Origin of the sequence: Sorangium sp. So ce204 (genome assembly GCF_051526795.1) — a bacterium.
Classification (GTDB): domain Bacteria; phylum Myxococcota_A; class Polyangia; order Polyangiales; family Polyangiaceae; genus Sorangium; species Sorangium cellulosum_B.
This window is the reverse complement of sequence record NZ_CP150317.1, coordinates 1,317,833-1,342,049: the sequence shown is the minus strand read 5'-3', so window position 1 is coordinate 1,342,049 and position 24,217 is coordinate 1,317,833. Positions and strand designations below refer to the sequence as shown.

At 69.2% G+C, this 24,217-nt stretch carries 17 protein-coding genes; 8 read left to right on the top strand and 9 right to left on the bottom strand.

Annotated features, from left to right (window positions below):
- Window positions 1-42: 42 nt before the first annotated feature.
- Window positions 43-1,464 carry a hypothetical protein gene (locus WMF22_RS04905; RefSeq protein WP_438035005.1) on the top strand — a complete coding sequence of 474 codons (1,422 nt, stop codon included), beginning with the start codon at window positions 43-45 and terminating at the stop codon, window positions 1,462-1,464.
- Window positions 1,465-1,554: 90 nt separating this feature from the next.
- Here the strand turns inward: WMF22_RS04905 and WMF22_RS04900 are convergent, their stop codons facing one another.
- From WMF22_RS04900 to WMF22_RS04885, 4 genes are all read right to left on the bottom strand, one after another.
- The gene (locus WMF22_RS04900) at window positions 1,555-3,249 is read right to left on the bottom strand and encodes a SpoIIE family protein phosphatase (RefSeq protein ID WP_437549743.1); all 1,695 of its coding nucleotides are present in this window, start codon (window positions 3,247-3,249) and stop codon (window positions 1,555-1,557) included.
- 479 nt (window positions 3,250-3,728) lie between these two features.
- A complete protein-coding gene (locus WMF22_RS04895; RefSeq protein ID WP_437297943.1) occupies window positions 3,729-5,063 on the bottom strand; it encodes a nucleotide sugar dehydrogenase in 1,335 nt (444 codons plus the stop codon).
- Between the two features lie 233 nt (window positions 5,064-5,296).
- Window positions 5,297-6,778 (bottom strand): oligosaccharide flippase family protein, encoded by a 1,482-nt coding sequence (locus WMF22_RS04890; RefSeq protein ID WP_438035004.1) that lies wholly within the window; start codon window positions 6,776-6,778, stop codon window positions 5,297-5,299.
- A gap of 2 nt (window positions 6,779-6,780) precedes the next feature.
- Window positions 6,781-7,392, bottom strand: a complete 612-nt coding sequence (locus WMF22_RS04885; protein ID WP_012233507.1) for a polysaccharide biosynthesis/export family protein — start codon at window positions 7,390-7,392, stop codon at window positions 6,781-6,783.
- A 272-nt stretch (window positions 7,393-7,664) separates the two neighbouring features.
- Here WMF22_RS04885 and WMF22_RS04880 point away from each other — a divergent pair, with 272 nt between their 5' ends.
- The 4 genes from WMF22_RS04880 (at window position 7,665) to WMF22_RS04865 (ending at window position 13,095) form a co-directional block, all read left to right on the top strand.
- On the top strand, window positions 7,665-9,020 hold the full coding sequence (locus WMF22_RS04880) for a 3-dehydroquinate synthase (RefSeq protein WP_438035003.1): 1,356 nt from the start codon (window positions 7,665-7,667) through the stop codon (window positions 9,018-9,020).
- Complete coding sequence (eboE, locus tag WMF22_RS04875; RefSeq protein ID WP_438035002.1) at window positions 9,017-10,432, top strand: metabolite traffic protein EboE; 1,416 nt, start codon at window positions 9,017-9,019, stop codon at window positions 10,430-10,432. Before WMF22_RS04880 ends, eboE begins: the two co-directional genes overlap by 4 nt.
- Complete coding sequence (locus WMF22_RS04870) at window positions 10,429-11,310, top strand: UbiA family prenyltransferase (RefSeq protein ID WP_438035001.1); 882 nt, start codon at window positions 10,429-10,431, stop codon at window positions 11,308-11,310. The genes eboE and WMF22_RS04870 overlap by 4 nt, the downstream gene beginning before the upstream one ends.
- Before the next feature lie 99 nt (window positions 11,311-11,409).
- A complete protein-coding gene (locus WMF22_RS04865) occupies window positions 11,410-13,095 on the top strand; it encodes a hypothetical protein (protein ID WP_438035000.1) in 1,686 nt (561 codons plus the stop codon).
- Between the two features lie 10 nt (window positions 13,096-13,105).
- Here the strand turns inward: WMF22_RS04865 and WMF22_RS04860 are convergent, their stop codons facing one another.
- Genes WMF22_RS04860 through WMF22_RS04850 form a run of 3 tightly spaced genes read right to left on the bottom strand, consistent with a single transcriptional unit; the run spans window position 13,106 to window position 16,192 of the window.
- Window positions 13,106-14,479 (bottom strand): alkaline phosphatase family protein, encoded by a 1,374-nt coding sequence (locus tag WMF22_RS04860; RefSeq protein ID WP_438034999.1) that lies wholly within the window; start codon window positions 14,477-14,479, stop codon window positions 13,106-13,108.
- 10 nt (window positions 14,480-14,489) lie between these two features.
- Window positions 14,490-15,374 (bottom strand): TatD family hydrolase, encoded by an 885-nt coding sequence (locus tag WMF22_RS04855; protein WP_438034998.1) that lies wholly within the window; start codon window positions 15,372-15,374, stop codon window positions 14,490-14,492.
- A 23-nt stretch (window positions 15,375-15,397) separates the two neighbouring features.
- Window positions 15,398-16,192, bottom strand: a complete 795-nt coding sequence (locus tag WMF22_RS04850) for an EboA domain-containing protein (RefSeq protein WP_438034997.1) — start codon at window positions 16,190-16,192, stop codon at window positions 15,398-15,400.
- Window positions 16,193-16,260: 68 nt separating this feature from the next.
- On the opposite strand from WMF22_RS04850, the gene WMF22_RS04845 reads away from it, so the two are divergent.
- From WMF22_RS04845 to WMF22_RS04835, 3 genes are all read left to right on the top strand, one after another.
- Window positions 16,261-17,721, top strand: coding sequence for a PQQ-dependent sugar dehydrogenase (locus WMF22_RS04845; RefSeq protein ID WP_438034996.1), 1,461 nt, complete (start codon window positions 16,261-16,263; stop codon window positions 17,719-17,721).
- Between the two features lie 880 nt (window positions 17,722-18,601).
- Window positions 18,602-19,672: an MYXO-CTERM sorting domain-containing protein gene (locus WMF22_RS04840; RefSeq protein ID WP_438034995.1), complete on the top strand. Its 1,071-nt coding sequence runs from the start codon at window positions 18,602-18,604 to the stop codon at window positions 19,670-19,672.
- A gap of 168 nt (window positions 19,673-19,840) precedes the next feature.
- Window positions 19,841-20,602: a YdcF family protein gene (locus WMF22_RS04835; protein ID WP_438034994.1), complete on the top strand. Its 762-nt coding sequence runs from the start codon at window positions 19,841-19,843 to the stop codon at window positions 20,600-20,602.
- Between the two features lie 17 nt (window positions 20,603-20,619).
- On the opposite strand, the gene WMF22_RS04830 is transcribed toward WMF22_RS04835, so the two are convergent.
- Together WMF22_RS04830 and WMF22_RS04825 are read right to left on the bottom strand one after the other, a co-directional pair.
- Window positions 20,620-21,744 carry a glycosyltransferase family 2 protein gene (locus WMF22_RS04830; protein WP_437297930.1) on the bottom strand — a complete coding sequence of 375 codons (1,125 nt, stop codon included), beginning with the start codon at window positions 21,742-21,744 and terminating at the stop codon, window positions 20,620-20,622.
- A 116-nt stretch (window positions 21,745-21,860) separates the two neighbouring features.
- Window positions 21,861-24,215 carry a peptidylprolyl isomerase gene (locus WMF22_RS04825; protein ID WP_437297929.1) on the bottom strand — a complete coding sequence of 785 codons (2,355 nt, stop codon included), beginning with the start codon at window positions 24,213-24,215 and terminating at the stop codon, window positions 21,861-21,863.
- Window positions 24,216-24,217: the final 2 nt, after the last annotated feature.

Here is a 24,217-nt window from a genome sequence, read left to right as displayed (position 1 = left end):
GGCATAGCCGAGCGCCGGCTCCATTGTTACCTTGCAGCCCTCATGCGCACCGGACGAGGTATTGCGGTCGCGGCCTTCGGCTGCGCGATCCTCACCCACCACGCCGCCCGGGCGCAGGACGCAACCCTCCACGGCGTCTTCACCGGGTCGATCGGCGTCACCGACAACGTGACCTCCGCGGCCGAGGCCGAGGCAGAGCCCTCGGCCGGTCCCGAGGCCGACGGCCTCGCGACCGTGAGCCCCGGCCTGATCTTCACCTACACGACACCGCGGACCGCGCAGACGCTGTCCTACACGTTCTCGACGAGCCTCTTCTTCCGGCACACGGAGGCGAGCTCGTACTCGAACGTGGCCGCGTGGACCGGCCGCTTCGTCACGTCGCCGAGGACCTCGCTGACGCTCGGGGCGTCCGGGTCACAGGGCCAGCTCAACACGTTCCAGCTCGAGCAGACGCCGGGGACCACGACGCTCCAGGGCAACGCGGGCGGGACGACGAACTTCGTGCAGGGGTCGTTCAACGAGGGGTTCTCGTTCCAGCCCTCGCCGGTCTGGTCGCTCGGGCAGGCGGCGACGTTCGCCGTCTACAACCCGCTCGAGGATCGGCCGCAGCGCACGTACAGCGCGACGAACACGCTGACGGCGCAGCGCGCCTTCCGTCACGACGTCGCGGCCCTCGCGCTCTCGGTCGGCTACACCCATTTCGACAACGTGGAGGTCACCGAAGGCACGTACACGTCGCGCGACCAGCTCGTCAGCACGCTCGTGGCGAGCTGGCAGCACGACCTCGGGCGCCGCTTCTCGAGCCAGCTCGACGTCGGCGGTGTCGTGGCGACGGACCTGAAGGACGGCGCCGGGTCGCTCGCGCGTCCCGCCGGGCTCGCGGCGCTGCGCTACACGCACGAGCGGGGCGAGGCGGCCGAGCTCGCGTACGCCTATTCGGCCACGCCGAACGTCTTCCTGCAGCAGATCCAGCTCTCCCACATGCTGACGCTCCGCGCCGCCGTGCCCGTCCGCCCCGCCTGGCACCTGTCGGTCGAGGGCTCGGCCGGCGCGCAGCTCGCTCAACCTCTCGAGCCGAACGCGGAGGGGGATCTCGACACGGGGCCGACGACGCTCGCGGTGCTCACCGACGTCGGGCTGCTCTGGAGCCCCGTCATCGTCATCCCCGACTTCGCGCTCGCGCTCCGGTACCAGCACGCGAATCAGCGCACCGAGGGGAGGACGGTGGAGATCGAGGGGAGGACGGAGAAGCTCCCGGACACGCGCGTCGTCCGGAACACGCTCCTCCTGTCCGTGTCGGGCGCGTTCCCGCGGCAGATGGCCCCGGGCTCGCGCATCTTGATGACCCAGCCCTTCGGCTCGGCAGGCCCTTCCGGCACGCCGCGCCGCCAGGAGACGCCGAGCGAGCCGCTGGAGGGCGAGGCGCCCGCGTCGGCTGCTGGCGCGGGCGACGCCGCTCGCTGAGCGCGACGGGGCGCGCTGCCCAGCGGCGGCCGGAGCTCCGCCCTCGGCGCGCTCAGGTGCTCCGCACGGAGGCCGCCGCCTGGGGCGCGCTCAGGTGCGCCGCGCGAGGAGGAAGGCCCTGTCGTCCTCGGGCAGCTGGTCGCCGCGGAACTCCTCGAGCATGTGCGTGAGCTTGTCGGCGATCGACGCGACCGGGCGGCCAGCGCTGGTGGCGCAGAGCTTGGCGAAGCCCGTGCCGAGCGCGTGCAGGCCGAGCATCTGCTTCGACGAGTTGCGCAGCTCGGTGAGCCCGTCGGTGTACATCGCGAGCACCTCGCCCGGCGCGAGCACGCTCTGGTGCGCCTCCATCGGCACCAGGCCGACCCCGAGCGCCGGGTTGACGGCCGCCTGGAGGTGCCGCAGGCCGCCCTCCGCGGTCGCCACGAGCGCCGGCGGGTGCCCTGCGTTGACGCACTCCATGCGGCCGGTCGCGGGGTCGAGGGCGACGGCCACCATCGTGACGAACGAGTGCTCCGGCAGGTACTCGCAGAGGTAGGCGTTCAGCCGGTCCATCATGCCCGTGATCCCGCGGCCGGCGTCGACCGTCGCGCGCACCATCGTGTGGACGCTCGAGCCGATGAGCGCGGCCTGGAGCCCCTTGCCGCAGACGTCCGCCACGGCGAGCATGATGCGGCCGTCCGGCATCGGGACGATGTCCACGTAGTCGCCCCCGACCCACCGGCACGGCTCGAAGCCGAGCGCCACGTCCAGCGCCTTGAACTCCAGCCGCTTCGGGACGAAGGTCCGCTGGATCTGGTGCGCCATCTCGAGCTCGCGCTCGATGGCCGCGTGCGCCTGCGCGTGGCGCCGCGCCTCCCAGGCCGACTCGGCCTGCTGATAGACCTCCGCCGCGAGCGCGATGAGCCCGAGCCACTCGACGCTGCCGAAGTCGGGCGGCAGGGTCACGTAGAGCAGGTTCATCATCTGCTCCTCGACGCGCAGCGGACAGGCCACGACCCAGAGGGCCATGACGTCGCGCGACATCGTGAGCTCGACCGTGGCGCTGTCGCTCACCAGGTTGCCGGCGAGCACCGGCTCGCGCGTGTCCTGCACCGCCGCGAGCACGCGGCGCGAGATGTACGGCGGGGCGACGGAGTCCTCGCGCCGGAGCGACTGGAACGGGCGGTGCGGCCCGGACAGGATCGTCAGCGCGCCGTTCTGCCGGAGCCGCAGCGCGAGCGCCATGCTGCCGTGGAAGTCCTCGCGGACCATCAGCTGGCAGAGCGCGTCGAACCGATCCGTCGCGTCCTCGATGCTGAGGAGCCGCCGCGACAGGTCCATCAGGGTGAACAGGTGCTTCGCCGCGATCCGCGGCGGGTCGAGCTCGCCGAGCTTGCGGATCGCGGTCGGTTTGTCCTCCTCGAAATGGAGGCCGCCCGGGTCGATCGGCACGCGAGGGGCCCGCGCCGTGAGCTGGAACTCGAGGATGTAGTCGCCGATCCCGATGCGATCGCCCGGCTTCAGCACCTTCTCGTTGATCCGCTCGTCGTTGACGAGCGTTCCGTTGGTGCTGCCGAGGTCGCGGATCCACCACCGGCCGAACGGATCGCAGAAGAGCTCCGCGTGGCGCCGGGAGACCGTGTAGTGGTCGAGCGTGAGCTGAACGCCCGGCGCCCTGCCGATGACGATGTGGGACTCCGTCAGCGGCCGTCGCGTCCCCGGGAGATCGCCGAGCCGGATCTCCAGGTGGCCCTTCCAATCCGAGCTCGACGGCGCAGGGCCCAGGCTGTCATCTGCAGGCGACATCGTTCGACCTGGCCCGACCATGGGCGGCGGCGTGGACATGGACCGTCTTTGATGGGTACCGAACCGGCGCCCTGACATCAAGGGGATGCTCGCGATTTCGCGAGCTCGGCAAGAGCTGCATCGGTCACCGGGTTACCGGGTTACCGGGTTACGTCGTTACGGGGTTACAGGGTCACGAGGATACGTGGTGACGAGGATACGCGGATACAAGGTGACGCGGCTACGAGGTCGCGAGGACACGCGGAGCCCCTCGCGGTTGCCGAGGAGTCACCCAGGAGCTCCGCCGTGGCGCCCGCGCCGCGGCGTGGGCGCCACGGCGATGCCCGCGGCGCGCCGCCCACAGCGCGGGAATTGAGCGACACGCCGCGGGGCCCGCGGCGACGCGGCAAGGACGCCGCCCCGCTGGATGCCTGGTCACCAGGACCGCCGCGCTGGCGTGCGACGCCTGTCCGCGCCGCTCGGGGCACCCTCGCCCTCCGTCAGGCCTTGACCACCTTGGGGTTCGCCGCGCGGTAGACGCCACGGGCGTCGACGATCAGGGCGGCGTTGTTCAGCACCAGATCGTAATCGACGACGGAGTGGTCGGTGACGATCATGACCGCGTCGTGGCTCTTGAGCGTGTCCTCGTTGAGGGGGACGGACGAGAGCTCCGGCAGGTGCGGCCAGGTGCGCATGCGCGGCAGCTTGGGCACGTGCGGGTCGTGGAAGCTCAGCACGGCCCCGAGCTTGCGCAGGAGCTCGATGATCTCGAACGCGGGGCTCTCGCGCGGGTCGTCGATGTCCTTCTTGTAGGCGACGCCGAGCAGCAGGACCTTCGTGCCCTTCAGCGCCTTGCCGCGCTCGTTCAGCGCGAGCTGGAGCTTGTTGACGACGTAGTGCGGCATCTCGACGTTCACCTCGCCGGCGAGCTCGATGAACTTGGTCGACACGCCGTACTCGCGCGCCTTCCACGCGAGGTAGAACGGGTCGAGCGGGATGCAGTGGCCGCCCCAGCCCGGGCCGGGGTTGAACCGCATGAAGCCGAACGGCTTGGTCGACGCGGCGTCGAGCACCTCCCAGACGTCGATGCCCATGGCGTCGTAGACGACCTTGAGCTCGTTCACGAGGGCGATGTTGATGGCCCGGAAGATGTTCTCGGTCAGCTTCGCCGCCTCGGCCGCGCGCGCCGAGGAGACGGCCACGACGCGCGCGATCGCCTGCGAGTAGAGCGCCTGCGACAGGACCAGCGACGCGCGATCGACGCCGCCGACGACCTTCGGGATGGTCGCGGTGCTGTGATCGCGGTTGCCCGGGTCCTCGCGCTCGGGCGAGAAGGCGAGGTAGAAATCCTGCCCCATGCGCAGGCCCGATTGCTCGAGGATGCCCTTGACGAGCTCATCGGTCGTGCCGGGATACGTGGTGGACTCGAGGACGATGAGCTGCCCCTTCCGCAGCTGCTCCTTGATCTTCTGGGCGGAGCCGACGACGTAGCTCATGTCGGGCTCCCGCTGGGCCGTCAGCGGGGTCGGGACGCAGATCAGGATGGCGTCGGGCTCACCGAGCCGCGAGAAGTCCGTCGTCGCCTCCAATAGGCCCGTCTTGGCTGCCGCCGCGATGCGCGCGGGATCGAGGTGCTTGATGTAGCCCTTCCCCTCGCTGAGCGCGGTGACCTTCGCCGGGTCCACGTCGAAGCCCAGCACGCGGAAGCCCTTCTCGATGAACGTGAGCGCCAGCGGCAGGCCGACATAACCCATGCCGATGATGCCCACCTGGGCTTCGCGGGAGTTGATCTTGGCCAGGAAGCTCTCGACCGCAGGGGGATGCGTCTCTGCCATTTCCTTTTATCTCCAGTGGTGGACGGGAGCCGCCATGCGGATCCCGACCCAGTTTCGAAGAGAGGGGCCCGACGCTACCACAGGCCCCCCAATTTCGCTCGAGTGTCGCGTGGGGCCCCAACGCTCGGAGGGGAAAGGTGCTCCTCGTTGCGGTTCGCACGCTCGTTGCGCCTGTTGCGTTCGTTGCGCTCGTTGCGCTCGTCACGCTGGGTCCGTGACCTTCAGGAAACGCCTTATCGACGGCGGCGGATCGCTTCGCGGGCGAGCTGGAGGAAGTCCCGTGATGCCTGCCGCGCGATGACCAGCGCGGAAGCGACGAAGGCGAGCCCGCCGACCACCACCTCTGCGCCAAGGCGGCACCCGCGGGGCAGGTCGTGGAGCGACCGCATCCCGTAGCGAACGGCGAGCACCGCGGCGACCATCGGCATGCACGCGACGAGCGGGCGGACCAGCGGGCGCAGGAGCCGCATGTACGGGACGCCATCGGCGCGCTTGACCACCCAGAGGCTCGCCAGGGCGTGAACCCCGAACGCGACGCCGACGCCGGCGCAGGCCCAGAGCACGCCGCCGATCGTTCCGAGCAGCGCGATGCTGCCGACGATCGCGGCCACCTTGAGCCACTCCAGGACCATGATCGTCCGCGTCCGGCCGTAGACCTGCATGTACGAGGACAGGACCCAGCCGATCGGGCGCGTGACGCCGAGCGCGGACAGCACGGCGAGGAGCGGGCCGGCCGGCTCCCATGCCTCGTTGAAGAACGTGTCGTTCAGGATGGTCGGGGCGACCGCGCCGAGGCCCACGGCGAGCGGGAAGATGATGAGCGCGAGCAGCGTGAGCGCGCGGACGAGGGCCGCCTTGCGCTGCTCCGGCTCGAGCTTCGCGAACGACGGGACGAGCACGTCGCCGATGCGCTCACCGACCTGGGAGGCCGGGATGTCGGCGAGGTTCCACGCGAGGTTGTAGAGCCCGCCGACTTGCTCCCCGAACAGGCGGATCATGACGAGGTTGTCCCACTTGGAAGCCCCGAAGTTCGCCAGCGACCCGAAGTTGAGCGGGATGCCGAAGGCGAACAGCTCGCGCGCCTTCTCGCGCGACAGCGGGCTCGGCGTCAGCCACTCGGCGAGCTTCACCGCCGGGACCGTGGTCACCACGCGCACGACGGCGCGCAGGAGCGTCGCCACGACGATGGCGTTTCCCCCCCAGCCGAGCACGGCGAGGGAGACGGACGCCGCGGTGTAGGTGAGCTCGCCGGCGGCGTTCCGGAGGCTGACGCTGCGAAAGCGCATCTCGCGGATGAGCAGGCGATCGGGGACGTACCAGATCCGATCGATGATCATCGCGACGATGAGCCCCGGCATGAACTCGAGCATCCCGGGCGCGCCGACGAGGTGCACCGCGATCGGCTCCCGGAAGAGGTACACGGCGGCGATGGCGACGAGGCCCGCCACGTGGAAGTAGACGGTCGCGTTGAAGACCATCTGGCGGTCGAGGTGGGGCCTCGACGCGATGAACTGGCCGGTCCCGAGGCTCGACATGAAGTGCGCCGTCATGATCACGACGGACGCTGCCGAGACCTCGCCGTACACATCCGGCGCGATGAACCGGGTGAGCACGAGGGTGCCTATCAGGCCGAGCACGCGCGAGCCGAGCCCGGTCGCGATCGTCCAGACCGCGCCGAGGACGGCCTTCCGGGCAAGCGCGGAGGAGCCGGCCACGATCAGGGCACGAAGACGGTATCGCCGGCCTTGAGCACGAGGTCCTGCTCGGGCCGCTTGCGCGAGGCGATTTCGTCGTAGTTGATGGGGATGTGCCGGAATTTGCCCGGGCTATCCATGCGGATGAGCAGGATCTGATCCGTCGAGGCGAACTGGTTGGGACCGCCGGCGAGCGCGAGCGCCTCGGAGACGGAGACGAAGTAGTTGGAGGCGAAGATGCCGGCGCGCGCGACGTTGCCGCTGACCACGAACCGGTAGCTGTTGATCCCGGTCACGGCGACGGTGATCACGGCCGTCTCGTCCTTCACGAACTCGGAGAGCCGCTTCTTCAGCTCCTCGCGCACCTGGGTCGGGGTCCTGCCGGCCACGTAGACGTCGCCGATGAGCGGCATCGTGATGACGCCATCGGCCCGGACGAGCGCCTCGCTCGACAGGTCGGCCATGCGCCAGACGTTGATCCGGATCTGGTCCCCCACCCCGATCGTGTATTCGTGCTTACGCGGGTCGTACTCCTTCGCGTAGTTCGCGGGATTGTAGACGTACGTGGGCGCGCACCCGGCGGAGAACGCGGCGAGGGCGAGCCCTGCCGCTGCCGTCAGAAGCACTCCTCGCATGAAGGACCGTTTCGTGGGACGGGCTGTGCCTTCCATGGGCGTCTGCATTGAGGAGGATGTCAGGCGGTACGGGGTTGCGATCGCGCGGCGATCACGGGGCGATCACGGGGAACGAGGTGAACTCGGCCGTAAGGCGGCGCGATTCACCGAGCGGCGCCAGCATTGCAGGAAGGCCGTCCGCCGCCAAGGGGAAGTTTTCGTGCCGCGGCAAGACGCGGGATCCTCGCGAGGAACCAACTTGACGGGCCGATGACCTCTCTCGAAAGTCGGCTTTGATGCTGCTTCATCTGCAACGGATCGCGGTCCCCTTCGAGTACCCCGTCTACTTCACGGAGGGCGTCTTTTCGCCGAGCAACGCCGACCTGGCGGCCGCCATCGCCGCGAAGGAGCCGCGCCGGCGTCACCGCGTGCTGCCGGTGATCGACGGCGGCGTCGCGGCGGCGTGGCCGTCTCTGGCGGACGACATCGCGCGGTACGTGGGCGCGCGACCGGACCTGCTCACGCTCGCGGCCGAGCCGATCCTGGTGCCCGGCGGCGAGGCGGCGAAGAACGACGGCGCGGCGACGGCGGCGCTGCAGGCGAGGCTCGACGCGCTGGGGATGGATCGGCAGTCGTTCGTGATGATCGTCGGAGGCGGCGCGGTGCTCGACATGGTCGGCTACGCGGCGGCGACGGTGCACCGAGGCGTCCGGGTCGTGCGGATCCCGACCACGGTGCTCGCGCAGGCCGATTCCGGGGTCGGCGTGAAGAACGGCGTCAACGCGTTCGGGAAGAAGAACCTGCTCGGCACGTTCGCCCCGCCGTTCGCGGTGCTCATCGATCCGCGCTTCCTGGAGACGCTGCCCTTGCGCGACAAGGTGGCGGGGATGGCGGAGGCGGTGAAGGTCGCGCTGATCCGGGACGCGCGGCTGTTCTCGTGGCTGTCCGAGCACGCGCCCGCGCTCGCGTCGGGGTCGCTCGCGCCGCTCGCGCAGCTCGTGCGCCGCTCGGCGGAGATCCACCTCCAGCACATCGCGAGCGCGGGCGACCCGTTCGAGCACGGGAGCGCGCGGCCGCTCGACTTCGGGCACTGGGCCGCGCACAAGCTGGAGTCGCTCACGAAGCACAGGCTCCGCCACGGCGAGGCGGTCGCGATCGGGATCGCGATCGACACGCTGTACGCCGAGCTGGCGGGCATGTGCAGCCAGGCGACGGCGGCCGCGGTGGTCGCGGCGCTCGAGGCGCTCGGCTTCACGCTGTGGGACGACGCGCTCACGATGACGCGCACGTGCGAGAGGGGGGAGCGGGGCGAGCGGCTCTGCGTGCTCGATGGGCTGGACGAGTTCCGCGAGCACCTCGGCGGGGAGCTCACGGTGACGTTGCTCGAGGACGTGGGGCGCGCCCGCGAGGTGCACGCGATGGAGGAGCGGCACATCGTCGCGGCGATCGCGCGGCTGCGCGAGCGCGCCGGGAGGCGGGACGCGCTCGCGGCGAGCGGCGCGACGGGAGCGGCGGGCGCGGCCACGGCAGCGGCGGGTGCGGCCACGGCAGCGGCGGGCGCGGCCACGGCAGCGGCGGGCGCGGCCACGGCAGCGGCGGGCGCGGCCACGGCAGCGGCGGGCGTGGCCACGGGAGCGGCGCAATCATGAGGCTCGCGTGCGCGGGCGCGCCGCACCTCACGTACTGCACGAACATCCACGCGGGCGAGACGTGGGCGGAGGTGAAGCAGAGCCTCGAGACGCACCTGCTCGCGATCTGGTCGCGCGCGGCCGGCGGGGAGGAAGGGGCGCTGCGCGAAGGAGGCGGCGAAAGCGGAGGAGGCGGCACCGGGGCGGAGGGCCTCGGGCCGAGCGCGCGCCGCCGGTGCGGGGTGGGGCTGCGGCTCTCGGCGAGGGCGGCGGCGGAGCTCGCCGAGCCGGCGGAGCTCGACGCGTTCCGCGATTTTCTCGAGCGGAACGGCCTCTACGTGTTCACGCTGAACGGCTTCCCGTACGGCCGGTTCCACGGCGCGCCGGTGAAGGAGCGCGTGTACCTGCCCGACTGGCTCGACGAGGAGCGGCTCGCGTACAGCGATCTCCTGGCGACGCTCCTGGCCGAGCTGCTGCCGGCGGACGAGGGCCTGATGGGCAGCGTCAGCACGGTGCCCGGCGCGTTCAGGCCGCGGGTGCGCACGCCGGGCGACGCGACGGCGATGGCGCGGCGGCTGGTCGAGCACGCGGCGCACCTCGTCGAGATCCGCCGCCGCACGGGCAAGCACATCGCGCTGGCCCTCGAGCCGGAGCCGTGCTGCTTCCTCGAGACGACGCCCGAGGCGATCGGCTTCTTCACCGATCACGTGTTCGCGCCGGAGCGTGCGCGCGAGCTGTCGGCGCTGGCCGGGATGAGCCTGCCGGACGCCGAGGAGGCGCTCCGGAGCCACCTCGGCCTCTGCTTCGACGCGTGCCACATGGCGGTGGAGTTCGAGGACGCCCCCGCGTCGCTCGCGGCGCTCCGCGCTGCGGGCATCGGCTTGCACAAGGTGCAGCTCAGCGCCGGGCTGCGCGCCCGCGTGGCGGAGCGCGATCCGGCGACGATGGCGAGGCTGCGCGCGTATGCGGAGGACGTCGTCTACCTGCACCAGGTGGTCGAGCGGCGTGGGGGCCCAGGCGGGGGCGAGCTCGTCCGCTACCTGGATCTGCCCGAGGCGCTGGCAGCGCTCGACCGCGGGACCGCATCGCCGCCCGGGGCGGAGCCGGAGGAATGGCGAGTCCACTTCCATGTGCCGATCTTCCGGGAGCTCGCGGGCGCGCTCGCGACGACGCAGCCGGAGCTGGCGGCGCTGCTGTCGCACCTGCGAGACTCGCCGGCGACGCAGCACCTCGAGGTAGAGACCTACACCTGGGATGTACTGCCGGACGACCAGCGCCGAGGCGGGCTGGTCGAGGCGGTGGCAAGGGAGCTCCGCTGGGTGGAGGAGCGGATGGTGGATAACGGAAGCGTGGGCGCCGGCGTCGGCGAGGGCAGAGGCGTCGGCGCGAGCTCCGGTGGCCGAGCGGACCGCCGAGCGGGGGCAGAGCGATGAGCTCGCGCGCACGGGTGTACCTGCGGCTTGGCCGCGTCTCGAACCTGCCCACGGTGTGGACGAACGTGCTCTGTGGCATGGCCCTGTCGGGGTCTGCGCCACGAGCGTCAGAAGTGGCGCTGGTGGGGTTCGCGGTGTCGCTGATGTACGTGGGCGGCATGTTCCTGAACGACGCGTTCGACCGGGAGATCGACGCGCGCGAGCGGCCCGAGCGGCCGATCCCGTCCGGGCTGGTGAGCGCCCGCGAGGTGTTTGCGGTCGGCTACGGCCTGCTCGGGGCGGGGGTGTTGATGGTGGGCGGCCACGCCTATGTGGCGAACCGGGGAATGGCGCCCGCCCTGGCGAGCGCGCTGCTCGCCGGCGCGATCGTGCTTTACGATGCCTGGCACAAGGGGAACCCGCTGAGCCCGGCGCTGATGGGGGCGTGCCGCGTGCTGGTCTATGTGACGGCCGCGCTCGCGGCGGGGGGACAGCTCGGGAGCGCGGTGCTCGCCGGGGGGGTGGCGCTGCTGTTCTATTTGATCGGGCTGACCGCGATCGCGAAGCAGGAGAACCTGCTGGCGGTGCGCAGCCTGTGGGCGCTCGGCTTCATGGCGGTCCCGTTCCTGGCGACGCTCGGCGCGCCGCTCACGGGGATGATGGGGACGATCGCGTACGGGGCGCTCGCTGGCTGCGTGATCCACGCGGTGAGGTTGCTGCGGGGGACGCGAAAGGATCGCATCCCGCGCGCCGTGGTGACGCTCATCGCAGGGATATCGCTGCTGGACGCGGTGCTCATCGCGAGGAGCGGCGCGCCGGGCGCCGGCGGCGCGGCGGCGCTGGCCATGCTGGGATTCCCGCTGACGCTGGCGATGCAGCGGGTGGTGAGGGGGACGTGAGGGAGACGTGAGAAGGGCCGCGCGCACCTTTCACCATGTCCGGCGAAGAAGCATTCCGGGATTCGGGAGAATACGTTAGGTCATCGGAGACACACGCACATGACATTACGCGTTGAAATGGCACGTGCCGGAGTTCTGGCGCTCCTCTTTGCCGGTTCTGGATGCGGACGGATCCTCGGACTTGACGACTTCGAAGACGCATCTCTTTCAGGAGACCAGACTTCAGGAGACCAGACTTCAGGCGACAGCGGCGGTACGGACACATGCTCTCCTGCCATATCGGAGCGATGCTACAGCGGCCCGCCCGGCACCAAGGACGTCGGGCTCTGTAGATCCGGCATGCGGACATGCGACAGCAGCGGTGAGATGTCGGGAACCTGCCAAGACGAGGTGCTGCCGCAGCAAGAGAGCTGCGCCTCTACCGAAGATGAGAACTGCGACGGATTCGACTGCACGATCTGGTCCAGAGTAGTCCACGCAACCAACAACGCAACACGCATCACATCGATATCCATCAACAAAGATAACAACATTTTTTCAGCAGGAGAATTCAAAGACACCGTACAATTCGGGACCGAGCCACTCATCAGCGCAAACCGAATCGAAGAATCCAACCTCGACGCATTCATCGCCTCATTCGACAGCACCGGGAATCACCGCTGGAGCCGTCAATTTGGTGACCCAATGAATCAATCATCAACCTCTACATGCGTCGATGGATCGGGCAGCATCATCCTCGCCGGAATCAACAGCGGGACCATCAACCTTGGCGACCGCGACATCGGCCCCGGCATATTCGTCGCGAAGTTCGACGCCGATGGCGTCCATCTATGGAGCCGAGGCGTTCACGGAGCTCCGGCGAGCGAACCCAGCCTTCTTGCAGGGATTCCGAAGGTAAATTGCACCCCGGACGGCGACGTGTTCCTCGCTGGAGGCTTCGCTGGGACCATCCAGTTCGACGACGTTACCTTCAGCACGTACCCCACGGACACATACGACATCTACATCGCGCGGATCGACGGGAGCACTGGCTCCTGGAGCGCAGCAGATGGCGGCTGGTCACGACAATTCGGAGGTCCAGGAGACGAAAGCGTAAATGACTTTGCCGTCCACTCAAGCAAAGGTGCCATCATCACAGGGAATTTCACGCAAGGAATAGAATTTGGCAACTTCTCGTCAACCATCGACAGTGGAATGTACCTCGTCAATATCGACAACACCGGAAAGCCTACCTGGTTACGCAGCTTCACCAACGCTCGCCCATCTTCTCTGAGCATCGACGCGCTCGGCAACAGCTCGATAACAGGAACTTACGAGCATCCTGTCGACTTTGGAGGCGGCGAGCTTCCAGAGTGGAACCGGAATCAGATGACGTTCGCGGCGCAGTTCGACATCTCAGGGATTCACAGATGGAGCCGGGGGCTCCTCGGACAGATCACGATGTCAAGCATCAGCGTCGATCCGCTCAACAATGTCACGCTCTTCGGCAATGCGAGTTACAGCTTACGCATCGACAACAACGAGATATTGACCGTACGAGACTTTCCCTCTGCGCTGGCCATCAAGCTGAACCCCGAAGGGAAGACGCTCTGGAAACGGTGGTTTCCGACCGCATCAAGCCACGCAATAACGTCGACGATCGCAGAAACAGATCTCAGAGGCGAAAACATCATATCAGGACGAGCCATCAACACGGGCAGCTCAACCGCAACAACCATCGACATCGGAACCGGCCCACAGCGCACAGGCGAATATTCATTCTTTATTACAAAGCTCGGAAACTGAGCACAACGCATCAACCAAAGACGTGGCTCAAAACTATCTCAGCGACATTCGCAGCGTGGACCGCTTCACCCAACACGATTGAGTCAAAACTGGACATGAACACTGGGCCTCGATCGAGGGATTCAAGCAACCGCCCATGTGACCCGCGCACCAACACAGGATCGAGCGGGATCACGTCCATGAGATAGCGAAAACCTAGCTTTTTCTTAAGCAGTCTCCAGGCGACGCGAGCCGTCAGGACGCGCAGCTTGGGATCAGCGAACAGCTCCACTGGATCGTATCCTGGCTTGCGATGAATATCGACCGTCCTGGCGAACTCTGGCGCCTTTTCGTCATCGAGCCAGTAATAGTAGCTAAACCACCGATCCTCTCGTGACACCGCGACGAGCTCTCCCGATCTTGCATGATCCAGCCCGGCAGAACGCTTGCCTTCACCGTCGAGAACGAAGTCCACTCCAGGCAGCCCTTCGAGCAGCGCCTTCACCGCCCCGACACGCTCCGGACGACGCACGTAGACATGCGCCACCTGGTGGTCCACCACGGCGAATGCCTCGGACGCGCCAGCGTCGAGCTTCTCAAGCCCACGCTCAACGCGGACGCGCAGGAGGCCCTGCTCTCGGAGCGCCCGGTTGATGTGGACTGCCCCGGACACCCGCGTGATGCCGTACTCGGACAGGACGATCACGCGCGCCCCGTCCTTCCGTACATGCTCGATGAGCTCGCCGCAAACGGCGTCCACGGCGCGGAGGTCATCCGCAATCGCCGGATGATCCGGCCCTAGCCGTTGCAGGTTGTAGTCGAGATGCGGGAGGTAAACCAACGTCAACGTTGGCCGTCGCGTGTCATATACGTGGCGGGCGCACCGCGCGATCCACTCCGTCGATCGTATACCCGCGTTCGGTCCCCAGAAGTTGAACAGAGGGAACTCACCCAGCCGAAAGACGAGCTCATCGCGCAGCGATGCCGGCTCCGTGTAGATGTCCGGCAGCTTGAGCCCGTCCGCCCAGTAGATCGGCCGCGGCGTCACCGCGTAGTCTGCGGAGCTGTACATATTGTACCACCAGAACAGCTTCGCGCAGGTGAACGTGGGGTCGCGCCGACGCGCGACCTCCCAGATCTTCTCCCCCGTCACCAGCTGGTTCGCCTGGCGCCACAGGTTCACCTCGGCGATATCGCGAAAGTACCAGCCGTTCGCGACACAGCCGTGCCCGCTCGGGAGGAGGCCTGTCGTGAACGTCGACTGGACGGTGCATGTGACCGCCGGCAGCACGGTCTGAAGAGGGCGCATCACGCCCTCCTGAGCGAGCCGCTTCAGGTTCGGCGTCGCATCGCCCAGGAGTTCGCCGGTAAGCCCGACGACATTGAGAACGACAGTGCGGTGCATACCTGTTCTATCAGCTCTTCACGACGGGAGCCTGCCCGCGCAGGACCGAGTTCCCCTCGAACAGGGCGCGCTGATCCACCGCGGGCGCTTCGCCGAACTCCGCGAGATCGAGCCGGCCGCTCTGGGAGAAGAACGCGAGGGGGTTCTTCCAGACGATCCGCTCAATCACCTCGTCAGCGATCCCATTCTGGCGCATGCGCGCCGCCGTCTTCGGGACCTTGAGCGGATCGCTCACGCCCCAGTCCGCCGCGCTGTTGATAAGGATCCGTTCGGCGCCGAATGTCTTGACCAGCGCGACCATCCGATCCTCGTCCATCTTGGTGTTGGGGTAGATGGAGTGGCCGGCCCAGCAGCCGGTCGCGAGCACGAGCGGCAGCGTCTCCTCGTTGTTATGATCGATGAGCACACGCTCTTCAGGGAACCGAAGCTCCCGCACCAGCGCGAGCGTCCGCTCCGTACCCCGCTTTTTGTCGCGGTGCGGCGTATGCACCAGAATCGGAAGATCGTGCTCTCGGGCGAGCTCGACCTGCTGGGCGAAATACTTCTCTTCCTCCGGTGTCATGTCATCGAACCCGATCTCCCCGACCGCGACCACGCCTTCCTTGTCGAGATAGCGCGGCAAGAGATCGATGACGCCTTGCGCCACGCGAGGGTTGTTGGCTTCCTTCGGGTTGAGCCCCAGCGTGCAAAGGTGACGAATGCCGAACTGACTGGCCCGGAAACGCTCCCAGCCGAGCAGGGACGTGAAGTAGTCCTCGAACGTGCCGACATGGGTCCTCGGTTGACCGAGCCAGAACGCCGGCTCGAGGACGGCCACGATGCCGGCCGCGGCCATCGCCTGGTAGTCGTCCGTCGTCCGCGATGTCATGTGGATGTGGGGATCGAATAGCTTCAAGAGTCCCTCCGCAGCGCGCCGCTTCACTCGGGGATCCGCGTCGCGCGCTCACGCTCGTGGTCCAGAGAGAGCAAGCCGATGTCGGCCGGAATGATCCGGCCAGCCGCCCTCCGTTCGCTCGCGAAGTCCTCCGCCATCCTGGCGAGCTCGCCCGATCGCCGTCGATCGAGCCCGATGATCCGGGCGAGCGCCACGCCCATGAACATGGCCTTGAGGACCAACTGGTTGAAGTTGAGATCGGGAAAATAGGCAGCCGGGTAGGGATTCTCGCAGGCGATCGCTTCGAAGATGGGCAGCTCGTTCGTTCGGCACGCCTCGACCGCGAGCGGAACGAAGCGCTCTGCCTCGGTCAAGAACGGCAATGCCCGCAGGAGCGCCTGCCGCTCCCGGCCATCTCCCTGCTCATAACAAACACGGAGCAGCGATTCGAGCTCCGGAGCGGGCAGGCGCCCCGAAACCTGCGCCAGCATCGTTACCCGGCCGAGCTCATCCAGCGCCCGGCCATCGACCACCCCGGCGACACCGGCAGCCTCCAGGGCATCCCGCTCGTCGGGGTGAAGCCCGAGCTGCCCCCTACCGAGCACGCGTGCCGCCGCAGTGAACGTCGCGAGGAAGCGGTCGAGATCGAACCACGTCGATGACTCGCTCTCCCGCGCGTCGGGCGCGCCGCCGAGCCCCGCACCGGTCCCGGCCACCCGTTCGGCGCGCTCCAGCCAGGAGCGCGCCGTCGATGGAATCCGGCGCGATAGAATTCCAAACAGCAGTAGGGAAGCGTCTTGCATTGTAGTCATACCCGCCGGTCCGGGCGTCTGCCGCAAGATGCCGACGTCGCCGAGCGGTGGAAAGTTATACCAAGGGGCGCGCTGTTCGGATAGTGTCCTACTGCATGATGGACCAGAAGCGTTTCCTTTTTCCTTTTATGCCCATCGCAGCCGCCCTTTTCGGGCTCGGCTTCACCCTGAATGGCTGCGGCGGTAGCGAGAGCGGCGCAGGCGGAGGAGGCGGGGGAGGATCCGGTCCCGGTACAACGGGCTCCGGCGGCGGCACCTCGACCGGTGCCCCCACGAGCAGCGGAACCGGCTCGGACACCAGCACCAGCACCAGCACCAGTGGCAGCGGCAGCACCAGCGGCCCGGGCACGACCACGAGCAGCGGAGCCGGAGCCGGCCCTGCGACCAGCGCCGGCTCCGGCGCCGGCGGGAGCGGGACGATCGAGTGCGACGAGCCGGGTGGGACGGTGCCGCCGCTCAAACTCACGGAAATAGCAAGCGGCCTGACTCAGCCGGTGTTCGTGACGAGCGAACCGGAAGATGCCAGTCGGCTCTACGTCGTGGGGCAGCGTGGAACCATTCGCCTCATCAAGGACGGTGAACTGCAGAGCGCTCCGTTCCTCGACATCACCGCAGAGGTCTATCAACCTGACACCGACAAGGAAGAGCGAGGCCTCCTCGGACTCGCCTTTCACCCGCAGTACGCAACCAACGGAAGATTCTTCGTCTACTACAACACAAGGTCACGAACGATCGCTCTCCGAGAGTTCAGGCGTTCAGAGTCCAATCCGGACCAGGCGCAGCCGCAGGCGGGGCAGGCGGAGCAGCAACGAAACACGCTGTTCTCGTTCCCGGTGCTGGTCGGCAACCACAACGGCGGGATGCTCGCGTTCGGCCCCGATGGAATGCTTTTCGTAGGCGTCGGCGACGGCGGCGGGAGCACCTCCGACCCCGATCCGGACAACAATGGACAAAACATCGAGGTGAAGTACGCCAAGATACTTCGTGTAGACGTCGACAATCACCCCACGGCGCCGGCGGGCAACGTCCCCGGTGGAGACCCGTACGTGTGGGACTACGGCCTGCGCAACCCCTGGCGCTTCAGCTTCGACCGCTGCAGGGGTGATCTCTACATTGGAGATGTCGGTGGACGCCTCTTCGAGGAAATCAACATCGAGCCGCGCGGCCAGGGCCACAAGAACTACGGATGGAGCGTCACCGAGGGAGGCACATGCATTCAGGAGGACCAGGCAACCAGCTGCGACTCGCCGACGATCACGCCGCCCGTCTTCGCGTATGACCACGACAGCGGCGACGGCTCGGTGACAGGCGGCTATGTCTATCGTGGGAGCAGGATCCCCGCGCTTCGTGGGAAGTACCTGTTCGGCGACTTTGAAACGGACCGAGTCTGGATGCTCACCTGGAAGGACGGCGTCGCCACGCCCAGGAGCTCGCTCAGCCAAGACTTCGGTTCTGAGAGCGCCATCGAGGGCCTGGCCTCGTTCGGCGAGGATGCGGCGGGCGAGCTGTACATCGTATCCTACGGAGGCAGCATCTTCCGGATCGATCCGGAATAGTTTGGCCCGCAGTCCACAGGGACCAGCGTGGGTGTCCATCGCTGGTCCCTGATTTCCGAAGAGAGCAGTTTACCAGATCTGGGTTCGAGCTATGCAGAAGACGCGGAGACTGGCGGTGGGTTGGGTGCTGGCGCTCGGGCTGCTGAGTCACGATGCGGCAGCCGGGATCGCTGACCTCAAGGGCACGACTGCAGACGACATGCCACGATCGAACAACTTGGGCACCGCCGAGCGCTGCTCCGGCTGCCATCGAGCAGAGATCGAGGAACACCGGGATTACATGCCCACCGACACGTGGGCGGGCACCATGATGGCCAACGCATGGCGCGATCCTGTCTTCAAAGCTGCTCTCGCGATTGCCAACCAGGACGCGCCGGGGGTCGGGACCTTCTGCCTGCGATGCCACTCTCCCGTCGGGTTCCTGAACGGGAGAGCGACGCCCCCGGATGGCTCTGCATTCGACCCCGAGGCGTCGGTCGATGGGAAGATCGTCGATGGTCAGGGCATCAGCTGCAGCGTTTGTCATCGCGCGATGACGACGTCAGACCCTGAAATCACGACATCGTACATCATCAGCAACGCTCAGCTCGTGTTCGACCACACCCCCGCGGCTGCTGGGTTCACAGCCACGCCCTTGGTATATGGCCCATATCCGGACGTCGAGTCTGAATCTCACCTTGGAGATGCGGCGCCCGCGCTGGGCGAATCCGAATTTTGCGGCCAATGTCATCAAGTCACCAATCCGGAGGTCATGCTGAGGGACGCGAGCGGAACTCCCACCACCATCGAGTTTCCGCTCGACACAACCTACGAAGAGTGGGCCTCCAGTGACTTCCGCAATGGCGATTCGAGCGCTCGGAAGAGCTGCGTCGATTGTCATATGCAGAGGAGGATCGGCGAGCTGCCTGTCGGCGAGCGCGGACCGCTTCGAACCAATCCGCGCGCCCACCTCCTCGTCGGCGGCAACCACTGGGGCATCCAGGCCGTCATGGCGGCCGACCCGGCGCGCGCCGCGGAGTACGCCGACTCCTTCGAGCTCGCGCTCGAAGGTACGCTCAAGAGCCTCGCCTCGGCCGCCTCGGTCACCCTCGTCGACGCCCCGCAGGAGGCCGCGCCAGGAGAGGAGATCGCCGTCACCGTCCGGGTCGAGAACCTCACCGGTCACAAGTTCCCGACAGGCTATGCCGAGAGCCGGCGCGCCTGGATCGCCGTGTTCCTCGTCGACGAGAACGGCGTCGAACGGCCGCTGCTCGGCGGCTACGACGCCGACACCGGCGAGATCCAGCACGAGCCGCCCACGCACGAGTACCGGGCCGTGCACGGGCGATGGGACGGCGAGGCGGGCGTGGGGGAGAAGGAGGAGCACCTCGCGCTCCACGACATGATCATCTCCGATACGCGCATCCCGCCGAAGGGCTTCGTCCCGTCGCGGACCACCCAGCCGACCCAGGAGATCGACTTCGCCGATGGGAACGGCGGATACCGCAACTACGACGAGGCGCGCTTCACGCTCACCGTCCCGGCCAACGCCTTCGGCAGGCAGACGCTCTCGGCGCGCGTGTACTACCAGTCGATGACGAAGGAGTACATCGAGTTCCTGCAGGCAGAGAACCGCACGGACAGCACGGGAGACGACCTCCGGGCCATCTACGAGGCGACCGGCGAGGCGCCGCCCATCCTCGTCGCGGCCGATGACGCAGAAGCGCCGCTCGATCTCGGAGAGCCGCCCGCCAACGCCAGCAGCAGCAACGGCGCCGGCGGCAGCGGCACAGGCGGCAACGGCACCGGCGGCGAGAGCTCGGCCGGCGGCAGCGTCAGCCGCTCCAGCGACGACGGCGGCTGCGGCTGCCAGATGCCCGGCAACGCCCCCGACGGGTGGCTCCCCGCGGGCCTCGCCGGGCTCGCCCTCGCCGCCGCAACCAGGCGCCGGCGCACCCACCGGCGGCATTGAGCCTCGCTCCACAACGAACCGCCGCAAGCGCGCGTCGCTGCGGGGCGGACGATCCACGATCGGCTCCGTCCCGCCGCTTCACCTGGAGACGGGCCCTTTTTCGCTCGCATCGCCCCGCCGGCGCCTTCATAGAGTGAGCCCACCCAGCGCCTCACGGCGAGCCTCGCCTTGCCCATCTCCCGCCTCGTCGACCCCCTGCTCGTGCTCCTCGTCGCCGCGGGCGTCGGCCTCGCGCTCTCCGGCGGCGACTGGAGCTTCCGGACACGCGGGGCGAAGATCGGGCGGGCGCTCGCGTGGAGCGCCTGGCTCGCGCTGTGGCTCCTCTCCACGCCCTGGCTCTCCAGCGCGCTCGCGCGCCGGATCAGCACCGTGCCGAGGGACCTGCACGCGGAGCTCGCCGGAAGCTCACCCGAGCGGCGGGTCCTCGTCATCCTCACCGCCGGCATCGACGCCGACGAGTTCGGCGAGCCAGCCATGGAACGGCAGTCGGCGGCAGGCCTCGAGCGCGGCCTCGCCGCCGTGCGGGTCTACCGCGAGTACGGCTTCGGCCACGTCATCGTCTCGGGGAAGGACGTCCGAGGCGCGCCCACCCAGCTCGCCGGCGCGATGGCCGATCTGCTCGTGGAGCTCGACGTTCCCAGGAAGAAGATCATCCTGGAGACCGAGTCGCGCGATACCCGAGAGAACGCCCTCCACTCCACGCGGATCGCCCGCGGCCTGTCGGCCGACGCCGTCGTGGTCGTGACCAGCGCGCTCCACATGCCGCGCTCCCTCCGCATGTTCGAGCGCGCAGGGCTCGACGTCCTCCCCGCGCCGGTCAGGTTCCAGTCGCTGCCGCCCGAAGGGCCTGAGCGGCTGCTGCCGGAGTCGCTCTCCCTCAGGCGGTCGCAGCGCGCCGTTCACGAGCTCGTGGGTCTCCTGGAGCCGTAGCCCCGGCGCGCCCCGCGCTACCAGGTGACCTTCTGCGAGCCCCGGAGGTATCGCCAGAGGCCGACCACCGCCGCCGCGTTCAGGACCACGAACGTCCGCGCGAGCGCGCCGAGCTTGCCCGCAGCGCCCCCGAGCGCCGCGAGCAGGTAGAAGGCCACCTGCCCGCCGAACAGCGCGCGCGCCGCGTAGAGCGTCCACGAGGCGTCGCCGCTCATCTCGGCGCCCATCCACGCGACCGTCGACGTGATCAGCAGCGCGACGAGCGCCCAGGGGCACACGAGGCGGAGCAGCTTGTGCGAGAAGATCTCGAACCAGGACGGGTTCCTGAACGGGACGAGGAGCGCCGGGAGCAGCGAAAAGAGCTGATAATTGCCGGCCAGCGTGCGCACCTTGCGGCCGAACTCGCGCTCGTCGCCGAAGGCGTCGTCGTACGCGATCGCGTCGGGAGCAAACAGGATCGAACGCCCCTCGAGGCGGAGCCGCATCGGCACCCACATGTCGTCGAGGATGACGCCCTCCGGGAGGTGGCTCATGTCGGCGCGGCGGATCGCATAGATGGGGCCGGTCACGCCCACCATGCTCCTGAACCGCCCTTCCTGGAGGCGGATCCAGTTCTCGTAACGCCAGTAAGCCCCCGACCCCGCCGACCCCTTCAGCACCAGGTTGCCAGAGACGCAGCCCGCGTTCGGATCGGCCAGGAGCCGCACGAGCGCGCGCAGCGCCCCGGGCACGAGCGGCTGGCGGATGTCCGTCATCAACAGCACCTCGCCCGTCGCGACCCCGAGCATCGTGTTCACGCCGATCGGCTTGCCACGACGCGCCTCGCTGACGATCACCTTCACCCGAGGATCGCGCTCGGCCAGCTGCCGCGCCACGAGCACGGTGTCGTCCGTCGAGCCGTCCGAGAAGAGCAGGACCTCCAGCTTGTCCTTCGGATAGTCGAGCGCGAGGAGGCTCTCGACCTTCGCCGGGAGATACGACGCCGCGTTGAAGACGGGAATGCACGCCGTCACCGTGGGGACGTAGTCCGGATCCTCCTTCCGCTGCGCAGGCCGGAGGCGCGCCAGGACGCCGATAACGATCGGGTACCCGAAGTAGGTGTACACGAGCACCGCGACGGCCAGAAAGGAGGCAATGACCACGCTAAACTGTAGAGCGCCGGTCGGGGGCGGTTGTCAACCGACATGGATGGCCACGCCGCGGCACGGCCGTTCACGTTACACGTGCACTTGCAACGCGCACGCGCACGCGCACGGGATCAGTTCTGCACCTTCACGCTCCGGATGATGTCCCCATCCGCGAGCGCAACCCACGGCCCGGCGGCGACGCCGACGGCCGCGTACTGGCCGTCGAGGTGCGGCGCGCGCGCGTGCATCACGAAGAGCTGGCTCGATCCGGTGTCGCGGCCGGCGAGCGCGACGCCGACCCGCAGCGGCTCGAACGCGACCGGCGACGTCTCGCAGCGCAGCGCCGGCCTGCCGGGCGGACCTCCGGCGCCGTCGCCGAACGGCGCGCCGAACTGGGTGACGAAGCCGGGCACCACGCGATGGACGATCTTGCCGTCGTAATAGCCGGAGCGCGCGAGATCGACGAAGCGGGTCACCGCGATCGGCGCGAGCGCAGGGTCGAGCGTCATCGTGAGCTCGCCGGCGTCCGTGTCGAAGATCAGCACCGCCGGCGCGCGCACGAGCGCGGAGGCCTCGGCCGGCACCTCGCCGACCGGCGGCGCGACGGCCGGCCGCCCCGCCGCGCCCGCGTCCCCCGGCAGACCGGCGTCGCACGCGATCTTGCGGCCCCTGAGCACGCCGAGCGCCGTCCCGGCGCGCGCCCGCGTCGTGGGGTGGCTCGATCGGCAGAGCTGCTCCAGGCGAGCCTCCGCCGGCTTGAGCGCCAGCGCCCCCACCGCGTCGACGACCGCGCCGATCAGCTCCGGATCGTCGCGCGCGCCCGGGCGGTCGAGGATCGCGAGCAGCGCGGCCTCGATCGCCGGCGACGTGACCGCCGCGAGGGCGTCCTTCTCGTCGCTCCGCTTCCTGCGCTTCCGCTTCCCCGGCGCCTCCGACGCGCGCTGGGGCTGCCGCGCGATGACCTCCGCCGCGGCGGCGACGAGGCCCGGCTCCTCCGCGGCGAGCGCCTTCGCGAGCAGGTCGGGCGCGCCGGCGATCTCCTCGTGCGCGGCGATGAGCTCGATCGCGGCCTCCCGCGCGCGCAGATCGCCCGACGCGGCGTACGCGCGGAACGCGGCGAGCCGCGCGCCCGTGATGGCGTCGCGGCCGATCACCTCGACGACCGCCCGGGCGCCGATCGGGCCGCGCACCGGCGCGCCTGCGTCCGGCTTGCTCCCCGGCTCCGCCGGCGCCGTGACGTCACAGCCGAGCAGCAGCGGATCGCGGTAGTCCCCGCCCGCGAGGAGCCGGGCCGCGCCGCAGCGGAGCCACGCGACGCGGCGGAGGATCGCCGCGGGCGCGCTCGGCGGCGGCGGCAGGGCGGCGAGATCGCGGAGCGCCTTGCGCGCAGCGCCCGCGGATCCGAGCGCGTCGAGCGCGGTGAGCAGCACGCCGAAGTCCTCGCTCACGAGGCCCGTGAGCGCGATCGGGTCCGCGCTCGGGGCGAGCGCGGCGACCGCGTCGGCGAGGGCGCGCTGGCCGGGCGGGCCGAGCCGCTTGAGGGCGCGCGCGGCCTCGGCGCGCTCGCTCGCGGTGAACACCCCCTTCGCGGAGAGGACGCGCGCGAGCTCGGAGGCGGCCGCCTCCCCTGCCCGGCCGAGCGCGCGCACCGCGAAGAGCCGCGCGTCGGAGGCCTCCGCGAGCCGCGCGGTCGCGACGTCGCGGATGCGGGGGATGACCGTGAGCGGGACGTGCTCGAGGCGCCCGATCGGGTAGAGCGCCTCGGGGACCGGCGGGCTCGCCGCGCTCCCCGAGGCGAGGTTGAGCAGCGCGACGAGCGTCTCCTCGCGCAGCTTGAGCTTGATCGCGGCGAGATCGCCGAGCGCGTACGCCGCGTGGATCGCGCGCTCGCGCGGGCCGCCGAGCCACGCGACCAGCGTCGGCTCCGACGCCTCCGCGCCGCACCGCCCGATGGCGCGGGCGAGCGCGCCGCCCGCGTCGAGCGGCGGCGCCCCCGCAGCGGCGCCGCCGCCCGGCGCCGCCGCGGACGCGGACGCGGCGGCGCTCGCCGCGGACGCAGCGGGGCTCGGGCGGGCGTCGCGGGCGAGGGCGCGCGCGACGAGCGCCGAGACCGCCTCGGCCTCGCGCTCCTTGCACGAGAACCCGAGGCCGTAGGCGGCCCACGCGACCACCTCGTCGTCCTCGTCGGCGAGCGCCCGCGTGAGCCCAGGCCACGCCGCGTCTCCGCCGATGCGCGCGAGGGCCCGCGCGGCGGCGCGCCGCACGCCGACGTCGCGGCTCTGCTGGTCCGCGGGGCTCACCTCCAGGGCGGCGCGGCGCTGCTCGGCCGCGAGGAGGGCATCGAGCCGCCCCGCCGCCCCGGCGCTCGCGGCCGGCGCCGCCGCGGAGCTCCCGGCGTCGGGCGCGGGGCCCGGCGCCGGCTGCCCGGTGCAGGCGGAGAGGAGCAGCGCGAGGACGAGGAGCGGAGAGGAGCGCCTTCTCGGCATGA